Here is a 14,981-nt window from a genome sequence, read left to right as displayed (position 1 = left end):
GATTAAAGCTAAACTTTGGTCCTTTATTTAATGGGTGTACAATTAGAAAAATTGCTTTTAACGTTTATCCTTTGCCTCCTTATCAAAGGCAACAAGATTGAACATTGACCTCATCCTAGAACGAATCCGGTTACCGTAAATCCTTTCGATTTCGGAGGCTGAAAGATTAGAGGTGATGTGCGTGATACATTTATTTTCTACAAACTGCTCGTACCGACCCAACAATACCTCAGCCATTACATTACAATCGTTACCGAAGTGTTTGATTTGTTGTTCGGCACCTAAATCATCAAAGCAATAGCCCGTTAATTTGGATTGATTTGCTTGCTTTAGCGTATAATAGTTGATGGTTTCAAACCCCTTTTTAGCAAATTCAAACGATAGTTCTCGACAGGTTTTTATTTTATACTCTGACAAAGGACTTGTAAAAGGCTTAATAAGGCTCATTATAGAGGTTTTTCCGCATCCAATTGGGCCTGATAACAAAATACCTTTGCTGAGGTCAATTTGTTCTTTTAAAGCCGCTTTATTGTCTTTGATCATGTAGATTATCAATTTATAAATTATTGGGATGTCCAGGATATTTATTTGAAAGGATGATCCATAATGTGCTGTTCCCTGGTATTCGATAAATTCTAGGCATTTGTTGAAATCATAGATTTTCTGATTGTTTTGAATTTCGAAAGTATCGGTGATTAATTTACAATGGTTCGGCATAATTTTTATTATTTGAAATTTGTAAATGGTTCGGCTGGGGTAGGTTTGATTTTGGCTGGAATTTGTTCTGGTTCATGATCCAGTTTCTTGCTGCTGCTTTCCAGTCTTTCATTTTGGATTTTCCTCCCACGAGCCAACCGTTACTTTGAAAATGGTTGAAGAATTTTTCGGCTTCGATTTCGGTTGCATTTTTCTCTTTGAAAAATGTTGTGACTTCTTGCCATTCGGGAGGGATTTTTTCCTTCAAAAAAGGTTCTTTTTTTTCGCGCAACTTTTTTTTCTTTTTTTCTTTTTCTTCGAAAAATTCTTCATTTTTAGTTTTTAAATTTTGTGCTTGCTCCAAGTTTAAAATGTTTGATTTGTTTGTAATGTTTATATTGTTTATAGAAGATACCAGCGCTTGTTCAGTGCCTGTCCCATTACTAGTTTGATGCTTGTTTACCGCTTGTTCATTAGCCTGATTATTAGCCTGCATGCCTACTTGTTCAATAACTTGTTTGTTTATTGTCTTTTTTCGGTCTTTTTTTTGAGGTGGTTTTAAGTCTTCTGAATAGTTAATTAAATGCACCATACTTCCCCGAAAAGGGTTGTATGAAGGCTCATATTTTAAGTATCCTTTGTTGTGCATTTCTCTCATGCATTTGTGATATGTTGCCTTAGAACAAATTTTACTGATTCGCATGACTTCATCCCGGGTAATGCTTATTGGATTCTGAAAACGGTTGAGGTTCCAGAACTGAAAAATTGCCATGTACAGACTTATGTGTGTTGGGTTTAGTTCAAAATCAGTTGAGACTTTTTCGAAAAAACCAGTAAGGTGTTTGATGTAGTTCATTTTTTTTAGTGAAAAGTGAGTCGTGAATGGTGAAGCGTGAGTTGTGAAATGTTAATGGTATCTCTCGGCTGCGCTAGAGATGACATTATTTGATTTAGGGGGTGAGTACTTTTAGAATGTCTTCGTATTTGTAGTAAATGATGCTGCCAATACGGGTGAAGTTTAGGGTGCCATTGATGCGTAGATTTTGCAATGTGCCTGGGGAGATTTTGAGTAGTTTTCGTACTTCGGAAGATTTGAGCCATTGTGCCGGTTTGTCTTGTGCGCCTACCATTTCTTTGATTTCATCCAGGATCAAATTACTAAAGTTAAGCAGGTCTCTTTTGGTGATGGGTTGGTGGCTGAGTAGTTCAATATTATCTACTTCCGGAAACAGTTTTTTGGGATTTACTTTCATTGTTTTATTTTGTTTTGATTACATGGACAAAATAATATCAAATGATTGGAATAAACTTCCAAGGTGTTCCCAGCTGGGAATTATTTTTCTATCAAAACCGTGTAAACCCTTTGTTTTTGGGCAAAAAAAAATGGTTTTGTAAAAAACCCATTTTTTGCATTCCAAGGATTTGTCCTTTTTTGGTCCGAAATTGGCGTTTTACCAATACGTTCCCAGCTGGGAATTTTGTGTTTTTTGTTAAAAAACGGGTGGCATTTGTTTGTAATTGGAATTACGCGTTTTTAATATTCTTCCTCAAAAATCTTTTTGTTGAAATTTTCGGATAGCGTATCAATGAATTTTGTTTTGGAATTCTTTCTGTTTTTAATATCAATATAACTTCTGTAAATGGTTTCGTTGAGATCTATATTGAAAGTTCTGCCTAATTGTGTAGCAATTTCTTTTATATCCGTTTTGCCATTATCAATTATTTTTCCTGCATGTAGGACATAAACTAATTCAGCCAAATCTGTTTTAGTTCCTGACCATTGTAACTTTGATATATAAGGCTCTTGGGATTCTTTATTTTTCATTTTTAACCTGTTTATTTGGCTTTCTATGTATGTAACCAAATTATCATTTGCTATAATTTTGGCGACCTTGTAATCGTAACATGTAGAGAGTCTTGTATCAGAATTGATTTGAAAACATTCTGTTTCTAATATGTTTTTTTTAGTTTTCCTGGTGAAATATAAACGGTCAAATTCTTTGGAATTCGAACGGTAGTAGTGGTAAAATTTAATGTCTTTTTGAGGATATTGGGAAAGTTTTTTTAACTCCTCTTCATAAAATTTTCGACTATGCTGCTTTCCGGTTGGAGTATTGGTTTCAATTCGTAAAACCTCTTTTTGGAAAATTAATTTTGAAAATATATCCGGTTTAATCTCTTTAAAAAAACATATTTCTTCCTGATCATCTTTAAAGTCATGCATCTTTAACCATAAATGCAATTCTTTAATTTTTGGTTCTGCCCATAATATAAATTCTTTAGAATTGTTGATTCTGTCTTTTCTGTGATTATGCAATTGGTTGGCTTTTTGTAAGAACTCTTCCTGAAATAAGTTTTGAAATGAAATCATTCGGGGGCTATATATTTGGTTATTTCCTACAAAAATATAAATATTATGATTTTAAACTCTATTTTTAATACAAAAAAAGCTACTTTATTCTCAAATAGAGGGATTATGAGATTTCACGGTTTTTTTCAGCCTCCTTTTGGCTTAATTTGGTTCTTAAAGACATCATATCCTCACTCACTTTCTTGTTCAAAATCTTTGCATAGTGCTGCGTTGTTTTTATGTTAGTATGGCCAAGCATTTTGCTTACACTCTCCATGGCGACGCCATTACTCAATAAAATGGTAGTTGCAAAAGTATGTCTGGCGATATGAAACGTGAGTTCTTTCTCGATACCACATAAATCGGCTATTTCCTTTAAATAACTGTTCATTCTCTGATTACTTAACACTGGCATTAATTTCCCTTCATTGATACATTTAGGATTATTTGCATATTTTTTTATCATTTCTTCTGCTAATGGTAACAACGGAATATTCGACTGGATTTTTGTTTTTTGCCTGTTGGTAAATATCCATTTTACACCATCAATCCCTAAACTGATATTTTCATTAGTCAGATTCTTTACATCGACATAAGCCAATCCCGTGTAACAACTAAACAAGAAAATATCTCTCACTTGATTCAATCTTGTTGTGTGCAGTTCTTTATTTTCGATAGCGTGAATCTGTTCTTCTGTTAGGAAAAATCGATCTACTTCCTTAGTCTTTGCTTTGTAGTTGATAAACGGGTCTTTATCAATCCACCCATTGGACAAACATATCCTAATAACTTTCATGAAATTTTTAATATACTTTACTGTCGTATTGTTAGCACATTTACGAACACTTCTTAAATAAAAATCATATTCGGTAACAAATACATGGTCAATTTTAAGAATATTAATATCCTGAAGACTATATTTCCATTTGATAAAATCCTTAGTATGACTTAATGAGGTCTTGTAGCGTTCTAATGTTCCTGCAGCATATTCCTGACCAACTAAAACTTCCATTTTATCATTATGCTCTTGAAATATTTGAAGCAACATTCTTTCTCTTTCTTCAATACCATTGATTTTGTTTTTGATATTTTCTGCAACTACATTTTCACCATATCGCTGCAATTCCTTTTCAGCATCTAAAACTTTAGCTTTTAAAATATCTAGGTGACTATTTACTGTTCTTGCTTCTTCCGAAGTCCCTTTCATTTTAGCTCCCTCAACTGACCATTTAAGTGGATCAATATATTTACCTGTACTTTTGTCAATTCGTTTCCCATTAACAGTGATTCTTTGAAAAATGGGAACTAACCCTTTTGGATTTACTTTGGCTCTCTTTAAGTAAAAGAGAATTGAGATTGTTGTTTTCATTTTGTGGTAACCTTTTTGATAGTATAATTTAATTAAAATATCAAAGTACAACAAGATGTTCATTTCCTGAACTGCCTTATTTTACTAGGGTTTCCATACTATTCGGGGCACAAATATCAACTTAAATAATGTGCCCCGAATTGTACCCCTAAGGGTTGCGAATTAATGAATGTTCTGAAGGAGTATTTATTAAAAAACCCCTAAAAACATACGCGTTTAGGGGTTTTGAAGTGTTTTGAATGAGATTCAGCAGAGAGGAAGGGATTCGAACCCTCGATATGTTGCCATATACACGCTTTCCAAGCGTGCGCCTTCAGCCACTCGGCCACCTCTCTATTTTGGTTTGCAAATAACTTAAAAAAAAACGAGTTAGAAAAGTAAAATCCAATTATTATCCTATTTCTCCACGCAAAGGAGTTTCAAATACTGTTTTGAAGTCGTTTTGAACAATAGTATGCCCTAACAAATACATCAATTTTGTAATTGCTGCTTCAGTCGTAATATCTTTTCCCGAAATCACTCCAATTTTTTTCATTGCCGAACTCGTTTCATATTGTCCCATGTTCACACTTCCTGCGGAACATTGCGTGACATTTACGACTTGAATTCCGTTTTGAATTGCTTGGGTCAAAAGACGAATAAACCAGTCCTCAGTAGGCGCATTTCCTGCTCCGTAAGTTTCTAAAACTATTCCTTTCAGATTAGAAATATTGAGTATGGCCGCCAAAACGGTTTCGCTCATTCCGGGAAACATTTTAACAATAACAACATTGGTATCTAAGGTTTTATGTACTTTGAGTTTCAAATCCTTTTTTAAAGGCAGGAATAAGTCTTTGTTCATTTTTAAATGTACGCCGGACTCAATTAAATGTGGATAATTCGGAGAAATAAAGGCTCTGAAATGCTCTGCATTTGTCTTTGTAGTTCTATTGCCTCTATACAATTTATATTCAAAATAGAGACAGACTTCACTGATAACCGGATTCCCGTTTTCTCGCAAAGAAGCAATTTGAATCGCAGTAATTAAATTTTCTTTGGCATCTGTCCGCAAATCGCCAATAGGCAATTGAGAGCCGGTGAATATTACCGGTTTCGATAAATTTTCGAGCATAAAACTCAATGCTGATGCTGAATAAGACATGGTATCCGAACCATGAAGCACCACAAATCCATCATAAGAATTATAATTATCCTCGATGATAGTCGCAATATCCGCCCATTTTTCGGGATTCATGTTCGATGAATCGATTGGCTTTTCAAAAGAAATTGTTTCAATTTCGCAATCCAAGAGTTTTAACTCCGGAATTCTTTGCAATAATTTACTAAAATTGAAAGCCTTAAGCGCACCGGTTTCAAAATCTTTTTTCATACCAATGGTTCCACCGGTATAAATCAAAAGGATTTTTGCCTTAATTGGCATGAGTATATTTTAATTTATTCACGACAGGATTGGCATACATCGCCAAAAATCCTTCTAAAGCAATTGGATTGTCGTGATCAATTCGCATCTCTAATCTGCGTTCAAAAAGTGATTTTTCGTTTTCAGTATATAAATGAGAATAGGCGTTAGTCTTGTTTACAATATCGTAAGCAATATAATTCGTTGGCCAAAGCTTGTAATTAGTCAATATTGCATCATCTATAACTTGTGCCAAAGCTTGTATTTGCTTATTTCCATTATCATTTTCTGCTGCAATGGTATCAATTTCCGAATCTAAAACTTTACCTACATGAATGTGAATTCGTTTCTTTTGCCCCATCACTCCACTCAGAATAGTCATGAAATCTTCATTTTTTTCTTTGATGTAAATTTCATTATTGGCTTCTGCCATCAATTGAGGCATTTTCAAAACATCCGTCGGATCGTATTCGTATGAAATGGAAACGGGTACAATTTTAATTTTCTTAAAATAATTCATCAGATTGGTTTCATCCGATGCCATTCCAAGCATTTTTAAAACCCCAGGATTTGTCGCGTCGTTCCCGTCTTTAGTTCTTCCTTCTCGTTGTGCGATCCAAACAGAGCGGTTTTCGTGCAACAATAACTGCCTAATATACTCGGATAATAATTTAGAACTTTGCAACATCTCCCTTGGCGTCAAGCCTCTTAATACCAAAAAGTTTCGGTTTAATTTAGCCAATATGCTCAAAAACGTTTTTTTGACTAAATTATCGCCAATCGCCGAAGCTGTCATTACAAATCCATGCTCAAACAAAGCTGCATTTAATAATGTGGTATCCAAAAGAATATCTCTGTGATTTGAAATAAACAAATAAGAGGTGTTTTTTTCTAAATGTTCAAAGCCGGAAGTCGTCAAGCCTTCAGAACTTTTTTCAAGTATTTTTTGAACGGATTGGTAAATAAAATTACATTGAAAATCGCGGATAGAGTGCGTTTTTTTGAGTTGTTCTTTCCAAACCTCATCTTCAACCTCAGGGAAAGAAAAATTCATCAATGCCTTCATCATAGGATGATGGATCACGTTTTGAAGTGCCTCGTTTACTTCTGAATCGTAAAATGGACGAATAGCGTCAAATTTCTGCATTTTGGTTTTCAATTTTAGTAACGACAAAAGAACAAAAAAAATATTAAAATACCGTGAATTCTGCTTTAAATCCCGAATATATCTTTCGAATTTTCGGTTGTTATTGCTGCAATTTCGTTTTCGGAAACACTATAAATTTGTGACAGCTTGGCAACAACATTTACTAAATAACTGCTTTCATTTCTTTTGCCTCTAAAAGGAATTGGCGCTAAATATGGCGAATCGGTTTCAAGAACAATATGTTTCAAATTGATTTGGCTCAAAAACTGATCAATTTTTCCGTTTTTGAACGTAACAACTCCCCCTATTCCCAGTTTCATGTTATACGAAATTGCTTGTAAAGCCTGCTCATATGTTCCTGAGAAACAATGAAAAATACCAAATAATTCCGGTGATTTTTCTTCTTCTAAAATTTCAAAAATTTCATCAAAAGCTTCCCGGCAATGAATCACAATAGGCAATTTGTAGTGTTTGGCTAATTGTATTTGTCTTTTGAAAGCGATTTGTTGTTCTTTTAAATGGGTTTTATCCCAATACAAATCGATTCCAATTTCACCTACCGCATAGAATTTTCTTTTGGCTAATTCCTGTTCCACATGTTGCAATTCTTCGAGATAATTATCCTTCACATACGTTGGATGCAAACCCATCATTAAGAATACATTTTCGGGATGATTGCGTTCTAAATCATACATAGATGCTGTACAACTGGAATCGATCGCCGGAATAAAAAACCGCGAAACACCGGCATCAATTGCACGTTGAATCATTTCGTTTCGGTCCTGATCAAATTCTTCTGAATATAAATGCGTGTGGGTATCTGTGATTATTGTTTTTGTTTCCAAGTCTAAAGTTTAAGCGTACAAATTTACTGGAATAAAACTTGTCAAAAAAATGGTTTCATAAAGTTTAATATACCCGAAATCCTTCGACTATCTTTGTAAAAAAATAGTGTGAATCTTTGCCAAATTAAACATGAAAGACCTTCAAGATATTCTTAAAAAAGAAAAATACAAGAAAATAAAATTTAAGATTACCAAAACGCAACATCTTTTGATAAAAGCAAAAATCAACGGTGTCACAGGAAATTTTATTTTAGATACAGGAGCTTCCAGCAGTTGTGTGGGTTTTGAAAGTGTCGATTTCTTTTTATTGGAAGCTAAAAAATCTAAAACTAAAGCTTCCGGTGCTGGCGCCAATGGTATGTTTACCCAAATTGCTTTCAAAAATCAATTGCAATTAGGCTCTTGGAAAGATTCTGATTTTGAGCTCGTTATTTTCGACTTATCACATGTAAATGAAGCATTGACACAACATAAAGCAAAACCGGTTCACGGAATAATAGGCGCTGATATCTTGATGAAAGGGAAAGCCATTGTAGATTATTACAACCACTATTTGTATTTACTGAAATAAACCCTTTTGGCAACAGCCTATAAAAAAAGAGCTTCGAAATATCCGAAGCTCTTTTTACACTACACTAACTTAAACAAATTTAATCCTTAATAATTTTAGAAGTCGTCACATTTCCGTCAACATTTGTTCTAACGATATACACTCCTTTTTGAAGTTCACCCGTTTGTAACGTTGTAGAATTGCTTTTTGGATTTCTTACTAAAACTTCCTGACCTAAAAGATTATAAACTGCTACTTTTTCAATAGTGCTGTTAGCATCAATTGTCAATGTGCTTTTAACTGGATTTGGATACATCTTAACAGAAGTACGTTCAAATTTAGCAACTGATAAAGTATTCGTTTGAACAACATCATCAAATAAATACGTTGAATTTGCGCTTCCGTCTCCTACTGTTCCTAAATCGAATATGAAGACGATTTGATTATTCAAATTATTCACTCCAGCTACAGATGTATAATCAAACGTTAATTCCTGCCAAGTGTTTGCTGTTGCTATTGGAGCTGATTCTAATTCAAAAGCGGCACCTGCACCTTCAAACTTCAACAATAATTTTTTACCAGCAACAGGAGACCAAACTTTCACTTTAAATATTTTATTTACAGAAAAATCAATAGGAGATGCCATTATGATTTTACTACCAGCCCATGCTGCTCCGGCTCCTTTTACCATTTGTGCAACAGTAGCACTGGTATTGGATCCACTGCTTTGAGGATTGGCAATTTTTGTAACTGCACCACCATCAAAATCAATAAAACTATAATTAACTGAAGAGGATTCGAAAGTTAAAGGTAAAGTAACAGGATCCGAAACAGGTCCACTTGCAGCAGATTGTGTTATATCATCAAATAAATACGTTGAATTTGCTGACCCATCACCTACAGTTCCAAAATCAAACATCAAGACGATTTTATTATTCAAATTATTAACCGTTAAACCTGTAAAGTCAAAAGTTAATTCTTCCCATGTATTGGCAGCAGTAACAGCAGTCGATAATTTTTCAAAAGCAGCACCAGCTCCTTCAAACTTCAACAGTAGTTTTTTACCTGCTACCGGAGACCATACTTTTACTTTGAATATTTTTTTAGTAGAGAAATCAATTGCCGAAGGCATCGTAATATAACTTCCTGCCCAAGTAGCTCCGTCTCCTTTAACCATTTGTCCAACAGTAGCACTAGTATTGATTCCTGAGCTTTGTGGGTTTGCAATTTTTGTAGCTGTACCACCGTCAAAATCAGTGAATGCATAAGTAATAGTTGATGATTCAAAATCTATAGGAAGTGCCAAACCGCCTGTTTCTACTGGCGCAGCACCGAATTTCACATCATCAAAATAATATGTTTTCTCTCCAGCTGTAGCTCCTGTAACTCCAAAATTGAAGAAAATAGAAGCTTTATCAAAGTTTTTTGTAACATCTAAAGCGGCTGTTCCTGTAGCTTGATTCGCAAAATTAAATTCTAAAGTCTGCCATCCGCTTGCTGTTGTTACCGTAGCTTCTGTTTCACAAGTAATATTTTTATCGGTATGATCTTCCACTTTTAAACGCACTTGAATTCCAGCATTTGGAGACCAAACACGAACATTCATTTTTGTATCGGTTAACGTAAATGGAATTTTAGGTGAAAAACCTAATTCAGCTGCTGCAGTAACTGTAGTACCCGCCCAAGTTTGAGCGCCTGCAGACTTAATCACTTTTACCACTTTATTAGAAGATAAAGTTGGATCTTCAACTACAGTAGAAGCTTCTGCTCCTCCAAATCCTATTAAACCATAATCTACAGTTGTTTCGTCAAAAGTAACCGGAAGACTCATTTGAGTTAATTCAACTGGTGCAGATGGAGCAGCTCCAAATTTCACATCATCAAAATAGTATGTTTTTTCTCCTGCTGTAGCTCCTGTAACTCCAAAATTGAAGAAAATAGAAGCTTTATCAAAGTTTTTTGTAACATCTAAAGCTGGTGTTCCTGTAGCTTGATTCGCAAAATTAAATTCTAAAGTCTGCCATCCGCTTGCTGTTGTTACCGTAGCTTCTGTTTCACAAGTAATATTTTTATCGGTATGATCTTCCACTTTTAAACGCACTTGAATTCCAGCATTTGGAGACCAAACACGAATATTCATTTTTGTATCGGTTAACGTAAATGGAATTTTAGGTGAAAAACCTAATTCAGCTGCTGCAGTAACAGTTGAACCCGCCCAAGTTTGAGCGCCTGCAGACTTAATCACTTTTACCACTTTATTAGAAGATAAAGTTGGGTCTACAACTACAGTAGAAGCTTCTGCTCCTCCAAATCCTATTAAACCATAATCTACAGTTGTCTCGTCAAAGGTAACCGGAAGACTCATTTGAGTTAATTCAACTGGTGCAGATGGAGCAGCTCCAAATTTCACATCATCAAAATAGTATGTTTTCTCTCCTGCTGTAGCTCCTGAAACTCCAAAATTGAAGAAAATAGAAGCTTTATCAAAGTTTTTTGTAACATCTAAAGCTGGTGTTCCTGTAGCTTGATTCGCAAAATTAAATTCTAAAGTCTGCCATCCGCTTGCTGTTGTTACCGTAGCTTCTGTTTCACAAGTAATATTTTTATCGGTATGATCTTCCACTTTTAAACGCACTTGAATTCCCGCATTTGGAGACCAAACACGAATATTCATTTTTGTATCGGTTAACGTAAATGGAATTTTAGGTGAAAAACCTAATTCAGCTGCTGCAGTAACAGTTGAACCCGCCCAAGTTTGAGCGCCTGCAGACTTAATCACTTTTACCACTTTATTAGAAGATAAAGTTGGATCTTCAACTACAGTAGAAGCTTCTGCTCCTCCAAATCCTATTAAACCATAATCTACAGTTGTTTCGTCAAAAGTAACCGGAAGACTCATTTGAGTTAATGGAGTTGAACCACTTGTACTAGGGCCAACTACTACATTACCTAAAGCAACTTCATTAGCTGGATTTCCATTTAATCCTTTTATTGTGAATCCGTATTGAACAATTAATCCTGCAGGAATTGCAGTAGTTGTTGTAACTGTAAAAGCTTGACCACTCACTAAAGGCACCGAAACATTAACATCTGCACTGTATCCTGTAGCAGGATTTAATCCCTTGATAAAAGCTACAGCCGTATATCCTGAAGCCAAAGTATTACTCACAACATTTCCCGAAAAAGTAAGTACTTGTCCTGCTAAAGCAGCATTTTCAACAAATGTGTTCCCTTCAAATATTTTGTTACCAATAGAGCCGTTTCGCCAATAAGCAATATCGGTAGGAGTTACTGCATTTGCATAGGTATTAAAATTAGGATAGAGGGTTACTGAATTTGTACCGATATTGACTACCGACTTAACATCAGCGAGTCCCCATCCGCTACCAAACTCGTAGGATGTTCCGTCTAAGCCAAACACATTGGCATATCCAATCCAAGCAGAACTTCCGCTAACGGTTACTGTGTTTTGTGATATGGCATTAAAAGCATTTCCAATCAAGGAAAATACAACTAATGCAATAAAAGTAATTTTCTTCATAATAATTGAGTTTTTAGTTAGAACCCAAATCTATGAATGTATTTAATTCGTTAATTAAATAAGAAGTATGTAAAAACTATACGAAGTTATCAAAAATTAAAAATGTTAAAAACCATACTAAAACACTGACTTTACGAAATTTAATAGGCTTTTTTAAACTATTCAAATATAATAAACCGGTATGACTATTAAAAAATGTTGTGGTGATGTATAGGTATCATCATTAGTACAGCATATATAAAGTGTATAAAATTTTATTTTTTAAGAAATAAAAATGTAAAATGTAAAAATATTGACAAATAATTAAACATTTACCACTTTTACAAAGCAACAACTAATAATAATTGCAAACGTTTAATATCCAATTCAATATCACAGAAAGTAAATTCTCTGTATTACGAACTATAAAACCATTAATCCCATTGGTCCAGAAACCACAAATGAAATATCTATATCAAACCTCACAAACTTATCGTAATCCATGTTCTTAATGAAAGACAAAAGAATATTGATTATTTTAATCAATGTTTGTATTTGAAGCACCATACTTTTTTAACGAAAAATAAGCAACAATACCACTAATCATCATCAACAAACCTCCGAGAATAAATGGCATTCCAGCAAATTCAAATGGCGAACCTTTATGCGTAAAATAATAGAAAAGACTCGACATTACTGGTGGTCCAATAATAGTTGCGGCACTCGTTAAACTCGCTATTGTTCCTTGAATTTCCCCTTGTTCTGATGGCAAAACATGATTTGAAATTATAGCTCTCAATGCTGGACCAGCGATTCCTGCAAGACAATACGGAATCAAAAAGAGAAACATCATCCAACTTTCTGAAGCAAAAGCAAATAAAAACATTCCAATAGTATATAATACCATTCCAATATAAATACTTTTTTCATTTCCTAGTTTTCGACTAGTCCATCGTATCAATCCTCCCTGAACCAGACTTACTAAAACTCCAACAACGCCCAGCGAAATTCCGACCATTTTTTCGTCCCAACTAAATTTGTACATTGTAAAATAACTCCAGTTACTTTCTACCGCATGTCCAGCGACATAAATTAAAAACAGAGCAAACAATAATCCATATAATGAGGGGTATTTCTTTAAATTAAAAAAAACACCAATTGGATTAGCTCTTTTTAAATTAACAGGTCTTCTATTTTCTTTTGATAATGATTCGGGCAAAATAAAATAACCGTATAAGAAATTCAGCAAGCACAAAACTGCCGCAGCATAAAACGGAATCCTAGATCCGTAATGCCCCAAAACACCTCCTATTACGGGTCCAATTATAAATCCTAGACCAAAAGCCACACCAATCATTCCGAAGTTTTTGGCTCTATTCTCTGGCGTACTCACATCAGCTATATACGCTGAAGCGGTTGAAATACTCGCACCAGTTAATCCTGCAATTACTCTTCCTATAAATAACCATGTAATCGTTGGGGCAAATGCCAACAATATATAATCCAATGAAAAGGCAAAAAGCGAAATTAATATTATGGGTCTTCGCCCAAATTTATCGCTCAAATTACCAATTAAAGGAGCAAACATAAATTGAGTTATTGCATAAGCAAATGTTAACCAACCTCCATATTTTGCTGCATCACTAACATCGCCATGAATTAATTCTTTAATCAATTTTGGAATAACCGGAATGATAATTCCCCAACCAGTTATATCAATTAACATTGTGATGAAGATAAAGCCGATAGCAGCTTGCTTTTTATTTGACGCCATAAATAGTATTGGTTGGAAAGACAAATAAACAAAAAATCCGTTTAGAAAAAGCTCTAAACGGATTTGCTATTTATGTGTTTATTGAATTACAATTCAAATGCTTTTTTAGGATTGTTATCACATAATAATGCAACTGGATTCTCTAAAGCTTCTTTTACGGCCACTAAGAAACCAACAGACTCACGACCATCAATAATTCTGTGGTCATAAGAAAGTGCCACATACATCATTGGGTGAATTTCTACTTTACCGTTAACAGCGATAGGGCGCTCAATAATGTTGTGCATTCCAAGGATTCCTGATTGTGGAGGATTGATAATTGGCGTACTCAACATACTTCCAAAAACACCACCGTTAGTAATTGTGAACGTTCCTCCGGTCATATCATCAACCGTAATTTGTCCGTCACGTGCTTTAATAGCCAAACGTTTAATATCCGCTTCAATTCCACGGAAAGTCAAGTTTTCAGCATTGCGAACTACAGGAACCATAAGTCCTTTTGGTCCAGAAACTGCAATTGAAATATCGCAGAAATCGTACCCTATTTTATAATCACCGTCCATCATAGAATTTACATCCGGATACAATTGCAACGCTCTTGTAACTGCTTTTGTAAAGAATGACATGTATCCCAAACCAATTCCACCATGCTTTGCTTTGAATGCATCTTTGTACTCATTACGCAAAGTATTGATTGGCGTCATGTTTACTTCATTGAAAGTAGTTAACATAGCGGTATCATTTTTCGCTGCAACTAATCTTTCTGCTACTTTACGACGCAACATTGATAATTTAGTGCGTTCAGAACCACGAGATCCTCCAGTTGGAGTTCCCATTGACGGCACTGCATTTACAGCATCATCTTTAGTGATTCTTCCATCTTTTCCAGTTCCTTGAATTGATGCTGGAGCGATATTTTTTTCGTCTAATATTTTTCGGGCAGCTGGCGAAGGAGTTCCGGAAGCATATGATGTTGCTACTGGAGCAGCTTTTGGAGCCTCAACTTTAACCTCAGCTTTTGGAGCTTCTACTATTGGAGCAGCTTCAACGGCTGGAGCTGAACCTGATGGTTTTGCAGCACTGGTATCAATTAAACAAACAACTGCACCTACAGCAACTGCGTCACCTTCTTCTGCTTTTAATGTGATAATTCCACTAGCTTCTGCCGGAAGTTCTAATGTTGCTTTATCCGAATCAACTTCAGCAATAGCTTGGTCTTTTTCTACATAATCTCCGTCTTTTACTAACCAAGTTGCAATTTCAACTTCTTTTATAGATTCCCCTGGTGATGGGACTTTCATTTCTAAAATCATCTTCTATTCTTTTAAATT

General features: G+C 34.8%; 12 protein-coding genes and 1 tRNA gene. 1 reads left to right on the top strand and 12 read right to left on the bottom strand.

The window, feature by feature from the left end; genetic code table 11:
- Positions 1-57 precede the first annotated feature (57 nt).
- The 9 genes from O6P34_RS05680 to O6P34_RS05640 all read right to left on the bottom strand — a co-directional run bounded on the left by O6P34_RS05680 (position 58) and on the right by O6P34_RS05640 (position 7,806).
- Positions 58-717 carry a P-loop NTPase family protein gene (locus O6P34_RS05680; RefSeq protein WP_269686358.1) on the bottom strand — a complete coding sequence of 220 codons (660 nt, stop codon included), beginning with the start codon at positions 715-717 and terminating at the stop codon, positions 58-60.
- Positions 701-1,552, bottom strand: a complete 852-nt coding sequence (locus O6P34_RS05675) for a transcriptional regulator (RefSeq protein WP_269686357.1) — start codon at positions 1,550-1,552, stop codon at positions 701-703. Before O6P34_RS05675 ends, O6P34_RS05680 begins: the two co-directional genes overlap by 17 nt.
- A 94-nt stretch (positions 1,553-1,646) precedes the next feature.
- The gene (locus tag O6P34_RS05670) at positions 1,647-1,949 is read right to left on the bottom strand and encodes a helix-turn-helix domain-containing protein (RefSeq protein ID WP_269686356.1); all 303 of its coding nucleotides are present in this window, start codon (positions 1,947-1,949) and stop codon (positions 1,647-1,649) included.
- A 281-nt stretch (positions 1,950-2,230) separates the two neighbouring features.
- The gene (locus tag O6P34_RS05665; RefSeq protein ID WP_269686355.1) at positions 2,231-3,067 is read right to left on the bottom strand and encodes an RteC domain-containing protein; all 837 of its coding nucleotides are present in this window, start codon (positions 3,065-3,067) and stop codon (positions 2,231-2,233) included.
- A 103-nt stretch (positions 3,068-3,170) separates the two neighbouring features.
- Positions 3,171-4,415 carry a site-specific integrase gene (locus O6P34_RS05660; RefSeq protein ID WP_269686354.1) on the bottom strand — a complete coding sequence of 415 codons (1,245 nt, stop codon included), beginning with the start codon at positions 4,413-4,415 and terminating at the stop codon, positions 3,171-3,173.
- 250 nt (positions 4,416-4,665) lie between these two features.
- Positions 4,666-4,750 (bottom strand) — tRNA-Ser (locus O6P34_RS05655).
- Between the two features lie 56 nt (positions 4,751-4,806).
- Positions 4,807-5,835, bottom strand: coding sequence for an asparaginase (locus tag O6P34_RS05650; protein WP_269686353.1), 1,029 nt, complete (start codon positions 5,833-5,835; stop codon positions 4,807-4,809).
- Complete coding sequence (locus tag O6P34_RS05645; protein WP_269686352.1) at positions 5,825-6,961, bottom strand: 1-acyl-sn-glycerol-3-phosphate acyltransferase; 1,137 nt, start codon at positions 6,959-6,961, stop codon at positions 5,825-5,827. Before O6P34_RS05645 ends, O6P34_RS05650 begins: the two co-directional genes overlap by 11 nt.
- Before the next feature lie 65 nt (positions 6,962-7,026).
- Complete coding sequence (locus O6P34_RS05640) at positions 7,027-7,806, bottom strand: TatD family hydrolase (RefSeq protein ID WP_269686351.1); 780 nt, start codon at positions 7,804-7,806, stop codon at positions 7,027-7,029.
- A gap of 130 nt (positions 7,807-7,936) precedes the next feature.
- Here O6P34_RS05640 and O6P34_RS05635 point away from each other — a divergent pair, with 130 nt between their 5' ends.
- Positions 7,937-8,377, top strand: coding sequence for a retropepsin-like aspartic protease (locus tag O6P34_RS05635; RefSeq protein WP_269686350.1), 441 nt, complete (start codon positions 7,937-7,939; stop codon positions 8,375-8,377).
- Positions 8,378-8,456: 79 nt separating this feature from the next.
- Here O6P34_RS05635 and O6P34_RS05630 read toward each other — a convergent pair whose 3' ends face one another.
- The 3 genes from O6P34_RS05630 to odhB all read right to left on the bottom strand — a co-directional run bounded on the left by O6P34_RS05630 (position 8,457) and on the right by odhB (position 14,963).
- The gene (locus O6P34_RS05630) at positions 8,457-11,897 is read right to left on the bottom strand and encodes a T9SS type A sorting domain-containing protein (protein WP_269686349.1); all 3,441 of its coding nucleotides are present in this window, start codon (positions 11,895-11,897) and stop codon (positions 8,457-8,459) included.
- 517 nt (positions 11,898-12,414) lie between these two features.
- A complete protein-coding gene (locus O6P34_RS05625; protein ID WP_269686348.1) occupies positions 12,415-13,650 on the bottom strand; it encodes a TCR/Tet family MFS transporter in 1,236 nt (411 codons plus the stop codon).
- Between the two features lie 86 nt (positions 13,651-13,736).
- Positions 13,737-14,963, bottom strand: coding sequence for a 2-oxoglutarate dehydrogenase complex dihydrolipoyllysine-residue succinyltransferase (gene odhB, locus O6P34_RS05620; RefSeq protein WP_269686347.1), 1,227 nt, complete (start codon positions 14,961-14,963; stop codon positions 13,737-13,739).
- Between the last annotated feature and the right edge of the window lie 18 nt (positions 14,964-14,981).

Origin of the sequence: Flavobacterium lacustre (assembly GCF_027474525.2) — a bacterium.
Classification (GTDB): Bacteria; Bacteroidota; Bacteroidia; order Flavobacteriales; family Flavobacteriaceae; genus Flavobacterium; species Flavobacterium lacustre.
This window is presented reverse-complemented; position numbering and strand designations above follow the sequence as displayed.